Consider the following 20,492-nt stretch of genomic DNA (forward strand, 5'->3'; position numbering starts at 1 on the left):
CCTCGACGGCACGCTGAACATCGCGCAATCCGCTGGCGGCAGCTTCGGCCCTGGCTTGTATCGCTTGATGAGCTATGGCGGCAGCTTCACCGACAGCGGTCTGGACATCGGCACGGTGCCGGGCTCGGCCAAGGCAGCCGACCTGCAGGTGCAGACCTCGGTGGCGAACCAGGTCAATCTGGTGAACCGCGCGGGCCTGTCGCTGAACTTCTGGGATGGCGGCGACAGCACCAAGTACAACGACGGCCAGATCGCCGGCGGCTCGGGCACTTGGCGTGTGGGCAACCCGCAGCCCTCGATGGATGCCTGGGCCGACATGGACGGCAAGCTCAACGGCAACTGGGCGCAGAACCAGTTCGCAGTGTTCGGCGGCAAGGCTGGCACCGTGACGGTCGATGCGGCCGGCGGCGCGGTGCGCATCGCCGGTGCGCAGTTCGCCACCGATGGCTATGTGGTGCAGGGCGATGGCATCGTGGTGGACAACGCCAACTCGGTGATCCGCGTGGGTGATGGGACGGCCGCGGGTGCGACCATGACCGCGACCCTCAATGTGGCGCTGAGCGGCACGGGCGGGATCTCGAAGGAGGATGCCGGCCGACTGATCCTGGGGCGGTGCCAACACCTACACCGGTGGCACTACCGTCAAGGGCGGCGTGCTGCAGGGCAGTGCGACGAGCCTGCAAGGCAATATCGTCAATAACGCCGAAGTCGCGTTCGACCAGGGCAAGACTGCTGGTATCTATGCGGGCGTGATGAGCGGCACGGGCAAGCTGCGCAAGATCGGCACGGGCACGCTGACGCTGGCCAGCGCCAACAGCTACAGCGGCGGCACGTTGGTGGATGCAGGCACGTTGACGACCGACACCACGGGCGCACTAGGAACGGGTCCCGCCAGCATCGCTTCGGGCGCCACGCTGCAGTTCGGCGGCAAGGCGGATGCGGGCAAGCTCGCGATCGCCAATGCAGGCACCTTGCGACTGCAAGACACCGCGAGCGCGGCAGGCGCCACGGTGACCAATGCAGCGGGTGGCCAGGTGCGCATCGATCTGACGACCACGGGCACGAGCATTGGCTCGCTTGGTGGTGCAGGCGATGTGGTGCTTGGCACCAAGGCGCTGACCACCGGTGCGCTCGGCACTGACAACACGATCTCCGGTGCCATCACCGGCACCACGGGCTCGCTCGTCAAGGTCGGCGCAGGCACGCTCACGTTGGCAGGAACCGCCAACTACGCTGGAGAAACCCGCGTGGCCGGCGGTACCTTGAAGGCAGGCGCCACCAACGCGCTGAGCGCGGCCTCGCGCACCGTGGTCGCCAGCGGCGCCACGCTCGACCTCGGTGGCTTCAGCCAGAAGATGGCCGGCCTGACCAATGCCGGCACGGTCTCCTTGCTCGGCACGGTCCCAGACACGACCTTGACCTTGACCGGCCCCTACGTCGGCAACAACGGCGTGCTGCGCCTCGGTGCGAAGCTCGACAACCCCGGCATCGCAGACCGCCTGGTGCTCGACGGCGCCACCGCTTCCGCCAGCGGCAAGACCACCGTGCAGGTCACCAACCTAGGCGGCCTGGGGGCACGCACCAGCGGTGCAGGCATCGAGCTGATCAGCGCGAAGAACGGCGCCACCACCACCGCGCAGACCAGCAAGGACGCCTTCGTGCTCTCGGGCGGCCGCGTCGACGCCGGTGCCTACGAGTACCGCCTGTACGCAGGCGATGCGGGCGGCGAGGGCGAGAACTGGTACCTGCGTACCGAAGCAGAACCCGGTGCCTCGCTGCCGACCTACCGCGCCGAAGCTTCGCTCTTCGCAGCCCTGCCAAACCAACTGCGCCAAAGCAACCTCGGCATGCTCGCCAGCCTGAGCCAGCGCATCGGCGACGACGACGTGCGCGGCAGCGGCGGTACGAGCTCGAGCATCGACGGTGGCAACCGTCGCGCCTGGGGCCGTCTGATCTCCACCGACATGGACATCCGCCAGGGAGGCACCGTCTCGCCGCACGCCGAAGGCCGCGTGAGCGGGCTGCAGGCCGGCACCGACCTGTGGGCCAATGCGAACTGGCGCGCGGGCATCTATGTCGGCCAGCTCGAAGGCGACACGCGTGTCAGCGGCGCAGCCAGTGGCTTGCTCGACACGGCCACCGGCCGCAACGACCTGCGCAGCCAGTACCTGGGCCTGTACGGCACGTTCACGAGCGACGATGGCTTCTATGCGGACACGGTGCTGCAGGCCGGCCGCCACCGCTACACGGTGCAGCCGCAACTGAGCGCGGGCGTCACGGGCAAGGGCAACAGCTTCCTGGCCTCGATCGAGGTCGGCAAAGCCTTCGCGCTGGGCACGGGCGGCTGGTCGGTGGAGCCGCAGCTGCAGCTGATCCACCAGCGCCTGCGCCTGGACGACGTGGCGATCCCCGGTGCGCTGGTGCAGCAGGACGCCGACAGCAGCTGGACCGCACGCGCGGGCGTTCGCATCAAGGGCAGCTTCGCGACGGGCGCGGGCACGCTGCAGCCGTATGCGCGCCTGAACGTCTATCGCAGCTCGAAGGGCAACGACATCGCGCGCTTCGTGAACCCGGCGGCGATCACGCCGGTGGGCGCGCCGATCGGTGGCACGAGCACCGAGCTGGCGGCGGGCTTCACGCTAGCGCTGAGCCAGCGCACGAGCCTCTATGGCGAGCTTGGCAAGCAGTGGGCATCGGGTGGCGTGGCGCGCGTGGGCAGCTCGGTCAATGCGGGGGTGGGCGTTCGCGTGAAGTGGTGAGGTTTCAGTCCGGTGGCTTCCCGCCCTGGGCCTCGGCCCGGGCGGGAATCGCCTCGGTCCACACCGCGATGTCCTCGGGCGTCATCGTGCTCGCGGGCGTGAGGCGTCCGTCGACATAGCCGAGCCGCTCGATGTCGTGCAGGAACTGCTCGCGCGAGAGCAGGGTGCCGGCGCACACGTTGTCCCCCGTGGCGGCCGTTGCGCGCAGCTCGCCGGCGAGGCGGCTCATGAGCAACGTCATCACCCAGCTTGGCACGTGGTCGCGCTCGGCGGGATAGATGTAGCCGAACAGCGTCAGGTGCGCGAGCAGCACGCGCCAGTGCGCGCCGAAGCGCTCCAGCAGCCCGGGCCAGTCGAGCCGCTGCGCGTTGACCTGCAGCAGGTGGGCGATGTCGCCGCCGTCGTAGCGCTCGCGTTCCATGATGAAGGCCTTCGACACCAGGCAGTCCTCCACGTTGGCGACGCAGACGGGAACGCCGAGCACGTCGGCGCGGCAGTTGTCGTGGAACCAGCGCGCGTCCACCGGCATGAGGCCGTTGCCCGAATTGAAGATCAGGTCGATGAACTCCTGGCCGTCGTAGACCTTGCCGAGCCAGTGCGGAAAGGTCATCTCGGTGCGCCATCCATGCGCGAGCGCGACCTGCGCGATGCGCTCGTAGTCCTCGCGGCGGATGAAGAGGTCGAGGTCCTTGGTCGAGCGGCGGATGCCGGTGTAGCAGGCCTGCGCGAAGGCGCCGCCGACGAGGAACGGAATGCCGGCCTCGTCGAGCGCGCGCAGCGCGCGCCGATAGAAATCGGCCACCCGTGGTTCGACTTCGTCTTCGAGCGAGGGCGCGAGGATGGTGGAGGGCGTCATGCACGCAGTGAATGCCGCCGCGCCGGCGGCGGGGCAGGGGCAAAGGGCCCCATCGAATGTCAGACGGGCGCCTACAAGCGCAGCGGGATGAGGCCGATGACGGCGCGCGGCGGCGGGGTGCACGGTGGGTTGCATGCCTACCCCCAAATCATCCACCCACGTCCGTTTCGCCGCCGTCGGCGACATCCATGTGCAGAAGGACTCCGCGGGTTCGCTGCGCGACTTCTTCGCCCAGGCCGCTGACGAGGCCGACGCGCTGCTGCTGTGCGGCGACCTAACCGACTACGGCACGGCGGAAGAAGCGCGGGTGCTGGCCGAGGAACTCGGCGGCCTCTCGATTCCCATCGTCGCCGTGCTGGGCAACCACGACTTCGAGTCGGGCACGCCCGAGGTGGTGAACGAGGCGCTGACGCGGATCGGCGTGCGCATGCTCGACGGCTCGGCCTGCGAGATCGAGGGCGTGGGCATCGCGGGCGTCAAGGGCTTTGCGGGCGGCTTCGGCCGCGCCTCGCTCGGCGCCTGGGGCGAGCCCGCGATCAAGATGTTCGTGCAGGAGGCGCTCAACGAGGCGATGAAGCTCGAATCGGCGCTGGCCAAGCTGCGCACCCGGCGCCGCATCGCGATGCTGCATTACGCGCCGATCGTGGGCACGGTGCAGGGCGAGCCGAGCGAGATCTTCGCTTTCCTGGGCAGCAGCCGGCTCGAGGAGCCGCTGCTGCGCTACCCGATCGATGCCGTGTTCCACGGCCATGCGCACCGCGGCACGCTCGAGGGCCGCACCATCAACGGCACGCCGGTCTACAACGTCGCCAAGCCGCTGCTGCAGCGCAGCCGGCCCGATGCGCCGCCGTTCCATCTCTACGAAGTACCGCGCGAGCCTGCCTCGGAACCCGAGCTGGCCGCGCACTGAGCCGACGACGACGCGGGCTCAACCCTTCGCGCGTTGCAGGCGCGTGGTGATGAAGAAGCGCTCGCCCGGGTGCGTGGCGACCGAGCTCACGAGCACCTCGCCCTCGGCATCGAGATAGCGCCGCAGGATCTGCAAGGTCGCGCTGCCTGGCTCGATGCGCAGCTTGCGCGCCATCGCCGCCGAGGCGTCGACCGCGCGCACCTGCTGCACGATCTCGGCCACGCGCAGGCCGTAGTGCTGCTCGAGCAGCGCGCTGACCAGCGTGTCGGGCGCGGCGCGCACCAGTGCCTCGAGCGCCGCGTACTGGGTGTCGACGTAGATGTCGGTCCAGCCCAGCGGCAGGCCCTGCGGACCTTCCTCCATGCGCAGGCTCGAGATGCGCAGCCAGCGCGTGCCTTCCTCGCAACCGAGCAGGCGCGACAGCGCGGCATTGCTCGCGACGGTGTCGATCTCGGGCGCCAGACGCAGGTGGGCGGCGCCGTACTGCATCAGGTCCTCCACCGAGGCCAGCGACTGCTGGAAGCCCATGCGCGCCACCGTCGATTCCACGCGCGTGCCCACGTTCTTGCGCCGCGACACCAAACCCGCGTCCTGCAACTCCTGCAGCGCCATGCGCACCGTGTGGCGGCTGATCCCGTAGTGGTCGCGCAGCTCGAGCTCGGTCGGCAGCAGCGAGCCCAGCGGGAAGCGTCCCGAGGCGATGCCTTCCTTCAGTTCCTGGGCGATGTCGGTGAAGCGCGGCTTGTTCATGGTGGTCCCGATTTTGACCTAAGGGTAAACCCTATTCATTCATATGTCCGGACATATTAAATTAAATATGTCCGAACATATCAAGGCCCGTCCATGTCCTCCGCCTCCCTTCCGATGGCCAGCACCGTCGTCGATTCGATCCTTTTCCGCGATGCCTTCGGCACGGCGCCGATGCGCGCGCTGTTCTCCGACGTGGCGCTGATCCAGCGCTACATCGATGCCGAGATCGCGCTGGCGCGCGCCGAGGCGAAGGTGGGCGTGATCCCGGCCGACGCGGCCGAGGTCATCGCGCGCGAGTCGCGCATCGAGCGCATCGACTTCGACCACATGCGCCACGAGACCGACATCGTGGGCTACCCGATCCTGCCGCTGGTGCACCAGCTGGTGGCCATGTGCGGCGACGCGGGCCGCTACGTGCACTGGGGCGCAACCACGCAGGACATCATGGACACGGCCGTCGCGCTGCAGGTGCGCGACGCGCTCGACCTGGTCGACGCCGAGATCCGCGAGCTGCGCGGCATCCTGGCCGACCTCGCGCGCAAGCATCGCGACACGCCGATGGCCGGGCGCACGCACCTGCAGCAGGCGCTGCCCGTGACCTTCGGCTACAAGGTCGCGATCTGGCTCGCCATGTTCGACCGCCACCAGCAGCGCCTGGCCGAGCTGCGCCCGCGCGTGGCGGTGGTCGAGTTCGCGGGCGCGGCCGGCACGCTGGCCTCGCTGGGCGACAAGGGCTTCGAGGTGCAGGCGGCGATGGCCGAGGAACTGAAGCTCGGCGTGCCCGCGACCACCTGGCACGTGGCGCGCGACGGCTTCGCCGAGGCGGTGAACCTGCTGGCGCTGGTCACCGGCTCGCTCGGCAAGATCGCGCTCGACATCATGATCATGGCCTCGACCGAGTTCGCCGAGGTCTACGAGCCCTTCGTCAAGGGACGCGGCGCGAGCAGCACCATGCCGCAGAAGCGCAACCCGATCTCGAGCGAACTGATGCTCGCGGCCTCGAAGGCGGTGCGCCAGCATGCGGGCCTGATGGTCGATGCGATGGTGCAGGACTTCGAACGCGCCACCGGCCCGTGGCATGCCGAGTGGATCGCGATCCCCGAGAGCTTCATCCTCACGGCCGGCGCGCTGCACCAGGCCAAGTTCGCGCTCGGCGGGCTGATCGTCGACGAGGCGCGCATGAAGCACAACCTGGGCATCAGCCGCGGGCTGATCGTGGCCGAGGCGGTGATGATGGGCATGGCGCCATACATCGGCCGCCAGCAGGCGCACGATGTGGTCTACGACGCCTGCCGCACCGTCAACGAGAAGGGCGGCACGCTGGCCGAAGCGCTGGTGGCCTTGCCCGAGGTCACGGCGCACTTCGACCGCGCGGCCATCGATCGCCTGACCGATCCCGCCAACTACCTGGGCCTCGCGCCCCGGATGGTGGACCGCGCGCTGGCGCTGTCCGCGCAGGCCCGGGGCTGAGCCCGGGCACCCAAGGAGACAACGATGCAATCCCATTCCGATCCCCAGGTGGCCATCGCGTCGCCGAAGAAGCAGCCCTGGTACCGCCGGCTCGGCATGCAGGTGCTGGTCGCGCTGCTGCTGGGCATCGCGGTCGGCTCTCCTGTTCCCGAAGTTCGCGGGGCAGCTCAAGCTGCTGGGCGACATGTTCCTGTCGCTCATCAAGGCGGGCGTGGCGCCGCTGGTGTTCCTCACCATCGTGCATGGCATCGCCTCGGCCGGCGACGTGCGCAGCGCGGGGCGCGTGGGTTGGCGCTCGCTGGTGTACTTCGAGGTGATCTCGACCATCGCGCTGGTCATCGGCCTGCTCGCGGGCAACCTGCTGCAGACCGGCAAGGGCATGGCCTCCGTGGCCGGCGCGGCCGCGGCACCGGCGGTGAAGGCCGCCGCGCCGCAGGGCTTCCTGGAGTTCATGGCGCACATCGTGCCCGACAACTTCGTCGGCGCCTTCGCCAAGGGCGAGCTGCTGCAGGTGGTGGTGCTGGCGGTGATGGTGGGCATCGGCATCCTCGCGATCCCCGAGCATCGGCGCGAGAAGATCAACGGCGGGCTCGACATCATCTCGGAGGTGCTGTTCTCCTTCATCAACCTCGTGATGAAGCTCGCGCCCATCGGCACCTTCGGCGCGGTGGCCTACTCGGTGGGCAGCAACGGCTCCGCGGTGCTGGTGGCGCTGGCGCAGCTGGTGCTGAGCTTCTATGCGGTGATCGTGCTGTTCATCGCGGTGGTGCTGGGGCTGGTCGCGAAGTTCGCGGGCTTCAGCCTGTGGCGCTTCCTGCGCTACATCAAGGACGAGATCCTGATCGTGCTGGGCACCGCCTCCTCGGAGAGCGCGCTGCCGCGCCTGCTCGTGAAGCTCGAGCGCCTGGGCTGCGCCAAGCAGACCGTGGGCCTGGTGCTGCCCACGGGTTATGCCTTCAACCTCGACGGCACCTCGATCTTCATGGCCATGGGCGTGATGTTCATCGCGCATGCCTACGGCGTGCCGCTCACGCTCGACCACCAGATCGGCATCCTGCTGCTGATGCTGCTGACCTCGAAGGGCGCGGCCACGGTCTCGGGCGGTTCGTTCGTGGTGTTCGCGGCCACCGTCACCTCGACCGGGCTGCTGCCGGTGGAGGGCCTGGCGGTGATCTTCGGCGTCTACCGCTTCCTGTCGATGGCCATCTCGACCTGCAACGTGATCGGCAACAGCGTGGCCACGGTGGTGGTCGCCAAGTGGTCGGGCACCTTCGACGCGCAGCAGGCCGAGCGCCACCTCTACCCCGAGCGCTACCCCGAGACCGCGCGCGCGGACCAGGACCTCGACGACGGCGTGGCGCCCGTCGAAGCCCATGCCGCGCGGGCTTGATGCGATGACCGCCATGACCGCCATGACCGCCATGCGCATCGAACGCGACGCCTTCGGTCCGGTCGAGATTCCGGCCGATCGCTACTGGGGCGCGCAGACCCAGCGCGCGCTGGGTGTCTTCGAGATCGGCGAGGAGCGTTTTCCGGCCTGCCTGATCCATGCCTTCGGTCTGCAGAAGATGGCCGCGGCGCGCGCCAACGTGCGCTGCGGCGCGCTCGACGCGGGCCTGGCGGCGCCGATCGTCGAGGCCGCGGCCGAACTGCGCGACGGACGCTTCGACGAGCACTTCCCGCTCACCGTGTGGCAGACGGGCTCGGGCACGCAGACCAACATGAACGCGAACGAGGTCATCGCCAACCGCGCGAACGAACTGCTGGGTCAGCCGTTGGGCACCAAGTCGCCGGTGCATCCGAACGACCACGTGAACGCCTCGCAGTCGTCGAACGACAGCTTTCCGACCGTGATGCACATCGCGACCGCGCTCGAGCTGCGCGAGCGGCTGCGGCCCGCGCTGCAGCTGCTGCAGCAGCGACTCCAGGAGCGCAGCGAAGCCTTCACGGACGTGCTGAAGATCGCGCGCACCCACCTGATGGACGCGGTGCCGATGACGCTGGGGCAGAGCTTCGATGCCTTCGCGCGCCAGGTCGGTCACGGCATCGACCGCATCGACGCCACCGTCGCGCGCCTGCAACTGCTGGCGCAGGGCGGCACGGCCGCCGGCACCGGGCTCAATGCACCGCCGGGCTTCGACGCCGCCTTCTGCGAGGAGCTGGGCGCGCTCAGCGGCATCGCCTTCGCGCCCAACCCCAGCAAGTTCGAAGGCATGGCCTCGCACGACGCGCTGGTGGAGGTGTCGGGCGCGCTCAACGTGCTCGCGACCTCGCTCGTGAAGATGGCCAACGACCTGCGGCTGCTGGGCTCGGGCCCGCGCTGCGGCCTGGGCGAGCTGCGCATTCCGGACGACGGGCTCACGAGCTCGATCATGCCGGGCAAGCGCAACCCGACCATCGCCGAAGTGGTGGTGCAGGCCGGGCTGCAGGCCATGGGCAACCACCTCACCATCACCATGGCGGGCGCCTCGGGCAACTTCGAGCTCAACGTGGCCAAGCCGCTGATCATCCAGAACCTGCTGCAGTCGATCCGCGTGCTGGCCGATGCCTCGCGCGTGTTCGCCGAGCGGCTGGTGAAGGACATCGAGCCCGAGCGCGAGCGGCTCGCGGCGAACGTCGACAACGCCTTGCTGGCGGTGACGGCGCTGAACCCGGTGCTGGGCTACGACCGCGTGGCGCGCATCACGCGCGAGGCGCTCGCGCGCGGCATCGCGCCGCGCGCGGCGGCCATCGCGCTGGGGCTGATCGACGGCGACGAATACGACCGGCTCGTCGATCCGGCGGCGATGGCGGGAGCCGGCCTCAGGCGGCCTTCGGAATCGTCAGCCCCGCGATGACCGCGGGCCGCGCCACGAAGCGCTCGAGCACGCGCGCCACGTTCGGGAAGCTGTCGAAGCCGACCAGCTCGCGCGCCTCGTAGAAGCCGATCAGGTTGCGGATCCACGGGAAGCTCGCGATGTCGGCGATGCTGTAGTCGTCGCCCATGATCCATTCGCGGCCGGCCAGGTGCTTGTCGAGCACGCCGAGCAGGCGCTTCGATTCGGCCACGTAGCGGTCGCGCGGGCGCTTGTCCTCGAACTCCTTGCCGGCGAACTTGTGGAAGAAGCCCAGCTGGCCGAACATCGGGCCGATGCCGCCCATCTGGAACATCACCCACTGCAGGGTCTCGTAGCGCTTCGCGGGATCGGCGCTCAAGAGCTTGCCGGTCTTCTCGGCCAGGTAGAACAGGATCGCGCCCGACTCGAACAGCGCCAGCGGCTTTCCGCCCGGGCCGTCGGGATCGATGATCGCGGGGATCTTGTTGTTGGGGTTCAGCGAGAGGAAGGCCTCCGACATCTGGTCGTTGCTGCCGAAGCTCACGAGGTGCGGCTCGTAGGGCAGGCCGATCTCCTCCAGCATGATCGAGACCTTCACGCCGTTGGGCGTGGGCAGCGAATAGAGCTGCAGCCGCTCGGGGTGCTGGGCGGGCCACTTCTGGGTGATCGGGAAGTCGGCGAGGGAGGCGGGAGTGGTCATGCGGTCGTCCTGTGTTTCGAGGGGGAGGATGTCGTGCCGGCGATCTTGCACGAAGGCGTGTGTCCCGTGCTCAGATCAGGTTGCGCATCGCCTGCGCCGTCTCCCGCAACACCGGCAAGACCCGCGCCACCGCATCCTCCGAGCTTTCGTGCCCCATCGGCATCGTGATGTTGAGCGCGCCCACCAGCGTGCCGTGGCGGTCGCGCAGCGGCACCGCGATGCCGCGCGAGTTGAGGTCGAGCTGCTGCTCGGACAGCGCCCAGCCCTGGGCGCGAATGCGCGCGAGCTCGAGCTTCATGCGCTCCATGCTGGCGATGGTGTGCGAGGTGAAGACGGTGAGCTGGCGCGTGGCGAGCCATTCGTTGAGTTCGGCGTCGCCGCGCAGCGCGAGCATCAGCATGCCCGAGGCCGTGACCTGCGCGGGCACGCGCGCGCCGAGCACGTAGCCGGTGCTCATGCTGCGGTTGGGGCCGTTGCGCGCGATGTAGACCACCTCGTCGCCGTCCATCACGCTGAGGTAGGCGATCTCGTTGGTGCCGGCGGCCACGCGCTGCAGAAACGGCTGCACCACGCGCGGCAGCCGCGCCGATTCGAGGTAGGACTGGCCCAGCCGCAGCACGCGCGGCGTGAGCCAGAACAGCTTGCCGTCGCTCGCCACGTAGCCCGATGTGCTGAAGGGTCAGCAGGTAGCGGCGCGCGGCCGTGCGCGTCATGCCGGTGCGCTGGCCGGCTTGGCTCGCGGTCAGGCGCGGATTGGCGTCGTCGAAGGCCTCGATGATGCTCACGCCGCGCTCCAGGCCGGCGATCCAGTCGCGCTTGTCGAGGCCGGGCGGTGCGGGTGGGTCGTCGTTGCTCATGACCGGGGAGTGTGCCTGCGCCGCCGGCCGGCCGCAGCGCCCGATGGATGGGCAAAAACCCTAGGTTTGAACGATTGACGATCTCGAAAGATCGATGATCGAACGAAATGGCTGTTTGACGCCAGCAGGTTCGAGGCGAAAGGACTATAACGCCGGGCATCCAGCCTCGAAACGAGCGATTGATGAACGGAAAGACGCCCATGAGCCTCCCCATCAGCGGCAGCACCCAGGCCTACCTGATTCCCGGCGACCCGGTGCGCAATGTGCGGCTGCCGCGCATGTTCAATGCCGCCTTCGAGCGCTTCGGCATCGACGCGGTGCTGGTGCCGATGCAGGTGCCGGTGCGTGACTTCGCGGTGTTCTTCAAGTCGGCCTTTCTCGCGCGCAATGTGCGCGGCATGGTGATCGCGCCGCCGCACAAGCCGCTGGTGGTCGACCTGCTCGAGGGCGCGGGCCTGTTCGGCCGCGTGGCCGGGTCGGTCAACGTGGTGCGCCGCACCGAGGCCGGCCAGCTCGAGGGCGACCTGTTCGATGGCGAAGGCCTGATCGGCGCGCTCGACCGTTTCGCGATTCCGTTTCGCGGCAAGCGCGTGCTGATCCTCGGCGCGGGCGTGAGCGCCGCGGCCATCGGCGTGGCGCTGGCCGAAGGGGGCACGGTCGATGGGGCCGAGTACATCGCCTTCTACGACAGCTCCGCGGGCAAGGCCGCGGGCGTGGCCGCCAAGCTCGATGCCTTCTTCGACGCCCGCGTGGTGGCGGTGGACAGCAACGCGCCCGAGGGCTACGACCTGGTCGTCAACGCCACGCCGCTGGGCCTGGCCGAGGACGATGCGCCGCCGGTCGACGTGGCGCGCATGGACGGCCACGCTGCCCTGTTCGACATCCTGCTGCGCAACCAGCCCACGCCGCTGGTGCGCGCGGCACGCGCGCGCGGCCTCAACGCACAGGCCGGCTTCGAGATGCTGATCCAGCAGATGCCGCACTACTTCGACTACTTCGGCCATGCCGATGCGGCGGCGGCGCTGCGTGCCGACTCGGACTTCCTGCGCGAGATCGTCTACCCCGACGCGATGCGCGCCGAGATCGCCACGCCGTTGCGTTACGGCGCGGCCTGAACCTCTTTTCTTATTTGGCTACGCGCATGATTTCCGGCAAGACCACGCTCATCGCCCACCTGGGCTATCCCACCGAGGCCTTCAAGGCCCCGATGATCTACAACCCCTGGTTCGAGCAGCAGGGCATCGACGCAGTGGTGGTGCCGATGGGCGTGAAGCCCGAGGACTATGCAGCCTCGCTCGCGCAGATCTTCCGCTTCAGCAACCTGCGCGGCGCGCTGGTGACGATGCCGCACAAGGTCACGACGATGTCGCTGGTCGACGAGGTCACGCCCACCGCGCGCATCGCGGGCGCCTGCAACGCGATCCTCAAGCGGCCCGACGGCACGCTGCTGGGCGACCAGTTCGACGGCGCGGGCTTCGTGCGCGGCGTGGAGCGCAAGGGCCGGCCTTTCCGGGGCACGCGCGTGCTGGTGTCGGGCGCGGGCGGGGTGGGCTCGGCCATCGCGGCGTCGATCGCGGCGGCCGGCGCGGCCGAGCTGATGCTGTTCGATGCGCATGCGGCTTCGGCCGAGGCGCTCGCGGGGCGGTTGCGCGAGCACTATCCGCAACTGAAGGTGGCCACCGGCTCGAAGGACCCGGCGGGCTTCGACGTGATCGTGAACGCCACGCCGCTGGGCATGAAGGCCGACGATCCGCTGCCCTTCGACATCGAGCGCATCGACGCCGGCACCTTCGTCGGCGAGGTCGTGATGAAGACCGAGTACACGCCGCTGCTCGAGGCCGCGCGCGCCAGGGGCTGCGCGGTGCAGGTCGGCACCGACATGCTGTTCGAGATGATCCCGGCCTACCTCGAGTTCTTCGGCTTCGGCAGCGCCACGGCCGACGAGCTGCGCGCCAGCGCGAAGCTCCAGTACTGACATCCCCACGACAAGAACACCATGAGCATCTTCGAAGGCTTCCTCTCCACTTCCGAAACCCTGGGCGCCTTCAGCGACCGTGCCTTCGTCGACGCGATGCTGCGCTTCGAGGCCGCGCTCGCGCGCGCGCAGGCGGCCGAGGGGCTGATCCCCGAGAGCGCGGCGCATTCGATCGTCGGCAGCTGCAAGGTCGAGTTGTTCGACGTGGCCAAGATCGTGCGCGAGAGCGGCCGCGCGGGCAGCGTGGCGATCCCGCTGGTGAAGGCGCTGCGCGAGGCGGTCGGGCTCTTCAACGCCGAGGCCGCGCCCTTCGTGCATTTCGGCAGCACCAGCCAGGACGTGATCGACAGCGCGATGTCGCTGGTCACGCGCGAGGCGGTGGCGCTGATCGAGACCGACCTCGCCAAGGCGGCCGAGGCGCTGCTGCAGCTCGCGGTGCAGCATGCCGCCACGCCGATGCTCGCGCGCACGCTGATGCAGCCGGCCTCGGTCACCAGCTTCGGCTTCAAGTGCGCGGGCTGGGCCGCGCCGCTGGTGCGTGGCCGGCTGCGGCTGCGCGAGGCCGCGCGCCATGCGCTGCAGTTGCAGCTCGGTGGCGCGGTCGGCACGCTGGCGCAGATGGGGCCGCAGGCGGGCGCGGTGCGCGCGCGCATGGCGAAGGAACTGGGGCTGGCCGATCCCGGCGCGACCTGGCACACGCAGCGCGACGAATGGGTGGCGCTGGGCTGCGAGCTCGGCCTCATGACCGGCAGCCTCGGCAAGATCGCGGTCGACGTGTCGCTCTTGGGCCAGTACGAAGTGGCCGAGGTGGCCGAGCCCAGCGAGCCTGGACGCGGCGGCTCGTCGGCCATGCCGCACAAGCGCAACCCGGTGGCGTCGATGGTGGCGATCGCCGCCGCGCATCGTGCGCCGCAGCGCGTGGCGGCCTTGCTCGGCGCCATGTCGCAGCAGCATGAGCGCGCCCTTGGCGCCTGGCAGGCCGAGCTCGGCGAATGGCCGCAGCTGCTGATGTCGGCGCACGGCAGCGTGCGCGCCATGGCTGCGGCGTTGCCGGGCCTGCAGGTGGATGCCGCGCGCATGCGCGCCAACATCGACCGGCTGCGCGCCGAGCTGCCGCGCGACGCGGCCGACGAATGGTTCGATCCCGCGCTGGCCACGCGTGCCGGCGAGATCGCGCTGGCCGAGGTGAAGGCACTGCGCGCGCGGCTCGCATCGGCGCAATGACGCAAGCTTTTCATGCGTGCATATTCCGAACAACCAGAGTCCGTTCACGCCGAGCTTGTCGAAGCGCGGCGCGAGGCTTCGACAAGCTCAGCCCGAACGGGTGGGGGATTTCATGTCGAAGGAATCGACGTGGACTCGATTTCCCAGAGGACTTCATCCAATGACTGACACCAACGCCACATCCCCCGCCGACGACTACGAATCGGGCCTGCTCAATCGCCGCCGCGTGCTCGGCGACGCCTGGGTCGACCGCTCGCTGGCCAACCGCAACGGCTTCAATGCCGAATTCCAGGAACTGATCACGCGCCATGCGTGGAACGACATCTGGGGCCGCCCCGCGCTGGGCGACAAGACGCGCCGCTACATGGTGCTGTCGATGATGCTGGGCATCCACGCCTATGAGGAGTTCGCGATGCACGTGCGCGCGGCGCTCGACGGCCCGCCCGAGTCGCGGCTCACGCCCGAGGACATCAAGGAAGTGATCATGATGGCCGCCATCTACTGCGGCGTGCCGGTCGCCAACCACGCCTTCGGCATCGCCACCGGCATCCTGCGCGAGAAGGGCCTGCTGCCTGCGGCGGCGCAGTGAGCGCGCCGCAAGGACCACCAGCAAACCTGAAGGGCCGCTGGCACGCCGGCTTCGCGCTGCTGCTGCCGTTGCTGCTCGCGGCCCAGCCGGTGGCCACCGACAGCTACCTGCCGGCGCTGCCCGCGATCGCGAAGGAACTCGGCTCGGCCAGCACCAGCCTCACGCTGTTCGTGCTGGCCTTCGGCTTCGCGCAGCTGCTGTGCGGACCGCTGGCCGACCGCTTCGGCCGCCGGCCGGTGCTGCTGGCGGGCCTGGGCTGCTATGCGCTGGCCGCGCTCGGCGGTGCCTTCGCGGGCAGCGTGTTCATGCTGGCCGGCTGGCGCACGCTGCAGGGCTTCTCGATGGCGGCGATCCTGGTCTGCGCGCGCGCCGCGGTGCGCGATCTCTATCCGGCCCACGAGGGCCCGCATGTGATGGCGCGCGGTCTCACGGGGCTGGGCGTGGTCGGGGCTGGTGGCGCCGCTGCTCGGTGCCTGGCTGGTGCAGGGCGCGGGCTGGCGCTGGGTGATGGGCGCGATGGCGCTCTATGCGCTGGTGCTGTTCGCGCTGTGCTGGCGCTCCTTCGGCGAGACCCGGCCGAGCTTCGTCGACACGCCCTCGGCGCCGCGCGGCAGCACGCGCGTGGTGTTCGCGAGCCGTGCCTTCCGCGCCTGGGCCTCGGTGGCGGCCTCGACCTATGGCGGGCTGTTCTGCTTCCTGCTGCTGTCGCCGATGGTCTACATCGGCTACCCTCGGCTGGTCGCCGGCCTGGTATGGCTGGATACCGGCCGGCGGCTCGCTGGTCTACATCTTCAGCACCACCATGTGCCGGCGGCTGCTGCGCCGCCACGGGCCGGTGCGCACGGTGCAACTGGGCGCCTCGCTGAGCATGGCGGGCGCCACGATCCAGGCGCTGGGCTGCTGGCTCGCGCCGCTGAGCGCGGTGCCGCTGCTCGCGGGCCACGCGGTCTATTGCCTGGGCCATGGCATCCATCAGCCCTGCGGCCAGGCCGGCGCGGTGGGCGACCTGCCGCAACTCGCGGGCCGCGCCGTCTCGTGGTCGGGCTTCGGCATGATGATGGTCGCCTTCTGCGTCGGGCAGTTCGCCGCGCTGTTCGTCGATGCCGAGTATTCGAACGGCGCGTGGCCGATGGTGCTCCCCATGGTCGCCGCCGCCTGCTCGCTGCTGGCCATCGCCTTCTTCTGGCTTCCCCGTCTTCATCCTCTTTCGAAGGAATCCGCACCATGACCCGTCTGAACCTCGTCCGCGAAGGCAATGGCCCGATCGTCGTGCTGAGCCATGCGCTCGGCTGCGACCTCCGCATGTGGACGGCGTGGCCGCGCAGCTCGCGCGCGCCCACACCGTGCTGCGCTACGACCACCGCAACCACGGCGCCTCCGAGCGCGTGCCGGGCGCTTTGCGCATAGAGACGCTGGCGCAGGACGCAGCCGAGCTGATCCAGCGCGAGGCCGGCGGCGAGCCGGTGCATTTCGTCGGCCTGTCGATGGGCGGCATGACGGCGCAGGCGCTGGCCGTGCGCCATCCCGAGCTGCTGCGCACCGTGACCATCGCGAACTCCTCGGCCCACTATCCCGACCAGGCGCCCTGGCGCGCGCGCGCCGAGACCGTGGCCGCGCGCGGCGTGGCCGCGATCGCGCCGGGCGCGGTGTCGCGCTGGCTCACGCCGGCCTTCGCCGCCACGCCCGAGGGCCAGGTGGCGGCCCAGCAGCTGCAGGCGGTGCTGCTGGCCAACGATCCGCAGGCCTACATCGAGAGCTGCAACGCGGTGGCGGCCATCGATTTCCGCGACAGCAACCGCCGCATCGCGGTGCCCACGCTAGTGATCGGCGGCCTGCAGGACGAGGCCACGCCGTTCGCGATGTCGGAAGCCATCGCCGCGGCGATCCCCAACGCGCGACTTGCCAGCATCGATGCCGCGCACGTGAGCGCGGTCGAGCGGCCGGTCGAATTCGCGCAGCTGCTGATCGATTACTGGCGCAGTCTCTGATTCGGCGGGGGTCATCGACGGTCCTTCGGACCTAGGTGTAACCCCTGATTCGTGCGAAATTCGCACGATAGCGTTCGATCATCGATCAAAGACCTCGCTAAATGGTTGTGGGCACGGGCCGGCGTTCCTAAAGTCGCTCCCGTGAACACGCTCCAGCCCTCCGCCGACCTTCCGCAGCGCGCCGCGCGGCGCATGCACCGCTCGATCGCCACCGTCTCGCTCAGCGGCACCTTGCGCCAGAAGCTCGAGGCGATCGCGGCCGCGGGCTTCGACGGCATCGAGCTGTTCGAGAGCGACTTCGTCAACTTCAAGGGCACGGCCGCCGAGCTGCGCGGCCTCGCGGCCGACCTGGGCCTCGCGATCGATCTCTACCAGCCGTTTCGCGATTTCGAAGGCATGCCCGAGCCGCAGTTCCGCCGCGGCCTGGAGCGCGCCGAGCGCAAGTTCGAGCTGATGGCCGCGCTGGGCGTGCCGCTGATGCTGTGCTGCTCGAACACCTCGCCGCTCGCCATCGACGATCCCGCGCGCGCCGCCGCGCAGCTGCATGCGCTGGCCGAACGCGCCGCGGCCCACGGCCTGCGCGTGGGCTTCGAGGCGCTGGCCTGGGGCCGCTTCACCTCGCGCTACGGCCAGGCCTGGGATATGGTGCGGCGCGCCGGCCATCCCGCGCTGGGCCTGATCCTCGACAGCTTCCACACGCTGTCGCTGCGCGACGATCCGGCCGGCATCGCCGACATCCCGGGCGAGAAGATCTTCTTCCTGCAGATGGCCGATGCACCGCAGCTCTCGATGGACGTGCTGCAGTGGGCGCGCCACCACCGCGTGTTTCCGGGCAGGGCGACTTCGACGTGGCGGGCTTCTATGCACAGGTGCTGCGCGCCGGGTACAGCGGGCCGCTGTCGCTCGAGATCTTCAACGACCTGTTCCGCGAGACGCCGAACCGCCGCACCGCGGTCGATGCGATGCGCTCGCTGCTGTACCTCGAGAGCCAGGTGCGCGAGCGCGTGGCCCCGGCGCCGGCGCAGCCGCTGCTGTTCGCTCCGCCGCAGGCGCCGGCCTTTCGCGGGCTGTCTTTCATCGAGTTCGCGGCCGACGAGGCCTCGGCCGGCGCGCTCGGTGCGCTGCTGCAGCAACCGGGCTTTCGCCGCGCGGGCCGCCATCGCTCGAAGGCCGTCACGCTCTACCGCCAGGGCGACATCCACATGGTCGTGAATGCGCAGCCCGAGAGCTTCGCGCGCACGCGCTTCGAGGCGCACGGCACCTCGGTCTGCGCGCTGGGCGTGCGCACCGACGATCCGCAGGCGGCCGTGGCGCGCGCCACCGCGCTGTGCTCGCAGCGGCACGACAGCCCGGTTGGCCCCGGCGAGCAGGCCGTGCCCGCGATCGTGGTGCCGGGCGGCAACCTGCTGCATTTCATCCCGTCGTCGCTCGGCGCCACGGGGCTCTACGAGGCCGACTTCATCCTCGAGTCCGGCGAAGCGCAGGGCGAAAAGGAGGGCGATGGCGCCGGCCTGCGCGCCATCGACCACGTCGCGCTCGGCCTCGCGCTCGACCAGCTCGACACCTGGGTGCTGTTCTCGCGCGCCGTGCTCGGGCTCGAGGTCGGCGAGAGCCTCGAGCTGGCCGATCCCTTCGGCCTGATCAAGAGCCGCGGCGTGGCCGACGCCGCGCGCAGCCTGCGCCTGGTGCTCAACGTGTCGCTGAGCCAGCGCACGCGCACCGCGCGCACCGTGCATGCGCAGGGCGGCGGCGCGGTGCACCACGTGGCGCTGCGCAGCGACGACATCTTCGCGTCGGTGGCGCGGCTGCGCGCCAACGGCGTGCGCTTCGTGCCGATCTCGGACAACTACTACGACGACCTCGCCACGCGCATCGCACTCGATGCCGCGCTGCTCGAACGCATGCGCGCGACCGGCGTGCTGTTCGACCGCTCGCCGGCCGGCGACTACCTGCACATCTACACCGAGAGCTTCGAGGACGGCCTGTTCTTCGAGGTGGCGCAGCGCATCGGCGGCTACGACGCCTACGGCGCGCTCAACGCGCCGGCGCGCATGGCCTCGCAGGCCCAGGACTGATTTCCCTTTCGTTCACCCAATCATTCACCCGCTCATCCTCGTCCACACCGGAGACAAACCATGGCGAACACCACGGCTCACGAGCCTCAAGGCAAGCACCAGTCGAAGAAGGCCGCCGCCAGCGGCTGGATCGGCTCGGCGCTCGAGTACTACGACTTCTTCATCTACGCCACCGCCGCGGCGCTGATCTTTCCGCAGATCTTCTTTCCCAAGGGCGACCCGACCACGGCCATCATCGCCTCGCTCGCGACCTACGGCGTGGGCTATGTCGCGCGGCCCATCGGCGCCTTCGTGCTCGGCCACTGGGGCGACACGCACGGGCGCAAGCAGGTGCTGATCCTGTGCATGTTCCTCATGGGCTTCTCGACCGTGGCCGTGGGCCCTGTTGCCCACCTACGACCAGATCGGCCTGGCGGCGCCCGCGCTGCTGGTGATCCTGCGGCTGATCCAGGGCTTCGCGGTGGCCGGCGAGATCTCGGGCGCGAGCTCGATGATCCTCGAGCACGCGCCCTTCGGCCGGCGCGGCTTCTTCGCGAGCTTCACGCTGCAGGGCGTGCAGGCCGGCCAGATCATGGCGGCCGCCGTGTTCCTGCCGCTCGCGCACTACATGCCGGAAGAGGCCTTCAACTCGTGGGGCTGGCGCATTCCCTTCCTGCTGAGCTTCGTCGTCATCATCGCGGGCTACGTCATCCGCCGCGAGGTCGACGAGACCCCGGCCTTCGCCGAGGCCGACAAGAAGGGCGAGGTGCCGCGCTCGCCGATCGTGCAGGCCTTCACCGACAGCTGGGCCGACATGCTGCGCGTGGTCTGCATGGCGCTGATGAACGTGATCCCGGTGGTCGCCACCATCTTCGGTGCCGCCTACGCGGTGCAGTCGGCCTACGGCATCGGCTTCCAGAAGGACGTCTACCTGTGGATCCCGGTGCTCGGCAACATCCTCGCGGTGCTGGTGATCCCGTTCGTGGGCAATCTCTCGGACCGCATCGGCCGCAAGCCGCCGATCATCGCCGGCGCGCTGGCCTCGGGCCTGCTCTCGTTCGCCTACCTCTTATGCCATCAGCGTGCGCAACGTGCCGCTCGCGATCTGCATGTCGCTCTTGATGTGGGGCATCGTCTACCAGGGCTACAACGCGACCTTCCCGAGCTTCTATCCCGAGTTGTTCCGCACCCGCAACCGGGTGTCGGCCATGGCCATCTCGCAGAACATCGGCACCACCTTCACCGCGCTGCTGCCCGCGCTGTTCGCCGCGGTCGCGCCTCCCGGTTCCAGCAACATCTGGCTCACCGTGGGCAGCATCACCTTCGCCGTGACCGTGCTGGCCGCGCTGGCCGCGATCAGCGCGCGCGAGACCTACCGCGTGCACATGAACGACCTCGGCGACCCCGATGCGGTGCCGGTCGACAAGGCCGAGTACGACCGCCTGCGGGCGCAGACCCTGGGCGCGAGCCCGGTGACGGCGCGCGCCACGGCCTGACGCCGCAGGGCTGGGGCGGCGGAAGACCTTGCACCTGACAAGGCCGCC

Annotated in this window: 11 protein-coding genes and 6 pseudogenes; 13 read left to right on the top strand and 4 right to left on the bottom strand. The window is 69.6% G+C overall.

Translation table 11 applies throughout. The annotated features are described in order from the left end of the window. Positions 1 to 653 precede the first annotated feature (653 nt). Entirely contained in the window at positions 654 to 2,759 is a 2,106-nt protein-coding gene (locus tag ACHMXE_RS23350) for an autotransporter outer membrane beta-barrel domain-containing protein (RefSeq protein ID WP_395351561.1), read from the top strand. Positions 2,760 to 2,763: 4 nt separating this feature from the next. On the opposite strand, the gene ACHMXE_RS23355 is transcribed toward ACHMXE_RS23350, so the two are convergent. Continuing rightward, complete coding sequence (locus ACHMXE_RS23355; RefSeq protein WP_395351563.1) at positions 2,764 to 3,615, bottom strand: nucleotidyltransferase; 852 nt, start codon at positions 3,613 to 3,615, stop codon at positions 2,764 to 2,766. Positions 3,616 to 3,748: 133 nt separating this feature from the next. On the opposite strand from ACHMXE_RS23355, the gene ACHMXE_RS23360 reads away from it, so the two are divergent. Beyond that, entirely contained in the window at positions 3,749 to 4,525 is a 777-nt protein-coding gene (locus tag ACHMXE_RS23360) for a metallophosphoesterase (protein WP_203201656.1), read from the top strand. A gap of 18 nt (positions 4,526 to 4,543) precedes the next feature. On the opposite strand, the gene ACHMXE_RS23365 is transcribed toward ACHMXE_RS23360, so the two are convergent. Further along, positions 4,544 to 5,275: a GntR family transcriptional regulator gene (locus tag ACHMXE_RS23365; RefSeq protein WP_395351565.1), complete on the bottom strand. Its 732-nt coding sequence runs from the start codon at positions 5,273 to 5,275 to the stop codon at positions 4,544 to 4,546. 93 nt (positions 5,276 to 5,368) lie between these two features. On the opposite strand from ACHMXE_RS23365, the gene ACHMXE_RS23370 reads away from it, so the two are divergent. From ACHMXE_RS23370 to ACHMXE_RS23380, 3 genes and pseudogenes are all read left to right on the top strand, one after another. After that, on the top strand, positions 5,369 to 6,745 hold the full coding sequence (locus ACHMXE_RS23370) for an adenylosuccinate lyase family protein (RefSeq protein ID WP_395351567.1): 1,377 nt from the start codon (positions 5,369 to 5,371) through the stop codon (positions 6,743 to 6,745). Between the two features lie 24 nt (positions 6,746 to 6,769). After that, positions 6,770 to 8,135, top strand: a pseudogene (locus ACHMXE_RS23375) (cation:dicarboxylate symporter family transporter). Between the two features lie 22 nt (positions 8,136 to 8,157). Beyond that, complete coding sequence (locus ACHMXE_RS23380) at positions 8,158 to 9,582, top strand: class II fumarate hydratase (protein WP_395352772.1); 1,425 nt, start codon at positions 8,158 to 8,160, stop codon at positions 9,580 to 9,582. Here ACHMXE_RS23380 and ACHMXE_RS23385 read toward each other — a convergent pair. Together ACHMXE_RS23385 and ACHMXE_RS23390 are read right to left on the bottom strand one after the other, a co-directional pair. Further along, positions 9,548 to 10,261, bottom strand: a complete 714-nt coding sequence (locus tag ACHMXE_RS23385) for a glutathione binding-like protein (RefSeq protein WP_395351569.1) — start codon at positions 10,259 to 10,261, stop codon at positions 9,548 to 9,550. The two genes, ACHMXE_RS23380 and ACHMXE_RS23385, sit on opposite strands and share 35 nt — an antisense overlap. Before the next feature lie 70 nt (positions 10,262 to 10,331). Beyond that, positions 10,332 to 11,118 (bottom strand): annotated as a pseudogene (locus ACHMXE_RS23390) (IclR family transcriptional regulator C-terminal domain-containing protein). Between the two features lie 200 nt (positions 11,119 to 11,318). Here ACHMXE_RS23390 and ACHMXE_RS23395 point away from each other — a divergent pair. From ACHMXE_RS23395 to ACHMXE_RS23430, 8 genes and pseudogenes are all read left to right on the top strand, one after another. Beyond that, entirely contained in the window at positions 11,319 to 12,233 is a 915-nt protein-coding gene (locus ACHMXE_RS23395; protein ID WP_395351571.1) for a shikimate dehydrogenase family protein, read from the top strand. Positions 12,234 to 12,259: 26 nt separating this feature from the next. Further along, complete coding sequence (locus ACHMXE_RS23400) at positions 12,260 to 13,093, top strand: shikimate dehydrogenase (protein ID WP_093344970.1); 834 nt, start codon at positions 12,260 to 12,262, stop codon at positions 13,091 to 13,093. 21 nt (positions 13,094 to 13,114) lie between these two features. Beyond that, entirely contained in the window at positions 13,115 to 14,317 is a 1,203-nt protein-coding gene (gene pcaB, locus ACHMXE_RS23405; protein WP_395351574.1) for a 3-carboxy-cis,cis-muconate cycloisomerase, read from the top strand. 160 nt (positions 14,318 to 14,477) lie between these two features. After that, positions 14,478 to 14,906: a carboxymuconolactone decarboxylase family protein gene (locus tag ACHMXE_RS23410; protein WP_395351576.1), complete on the top strand. Its 429-nt coding sequence runs from the start codon at positions 14,478 to 14,480 to the stop codon at positions 14,904 to 14,906. A gap of 26 nt (positions 14,907 to 14,932) precedes the next feature. Next, positions 14,933 to 16,134: pseudogene (locus tag ACHMXE_RS23415) on the top strand (MFS transporter). After that, positions 16,131 to 16,894: pseudogene (locus tag ACHMXE_RS23420) on the top strand (alpha/beta fold hydrolase). Before ACHMXE_RS23415 ends, ACHMXE_RS23420 begins: the two co-directional pseudogenes overlap by 4 nt. A 192-nt stretch (positions 16,895 to 17,086) precedes the next feature. Further along, positions 17,087 to 18,969 (top strand): annotated as a pseudogene (locus tag ACHMXE_RS23425) (bifunctional sugar phosphate isomerase/epimerase/4-hydroxyphenylpyruvate dioxygenase family protein). A gap of 60 nt (positions 18,970 to 19,029) precedes the next feature. After that, a pseudogene (locus ACHMXE_RS23430) lies at positions 19,030 to 20,444 on the top strand (MFS transporter). The last annotated feature ends 48 nt before the right edge of the window (positions 20,445 to 20,492 follow it).

Source organism: Variovorax sp. UC122_21 (assembly GCF_044056785.1).
Classification (GTDB): Bacteria; Pseudomonadota; Gammaproteobacteria; order Burkholderiales; family Burkholderiaceae_C; genus Variovorax.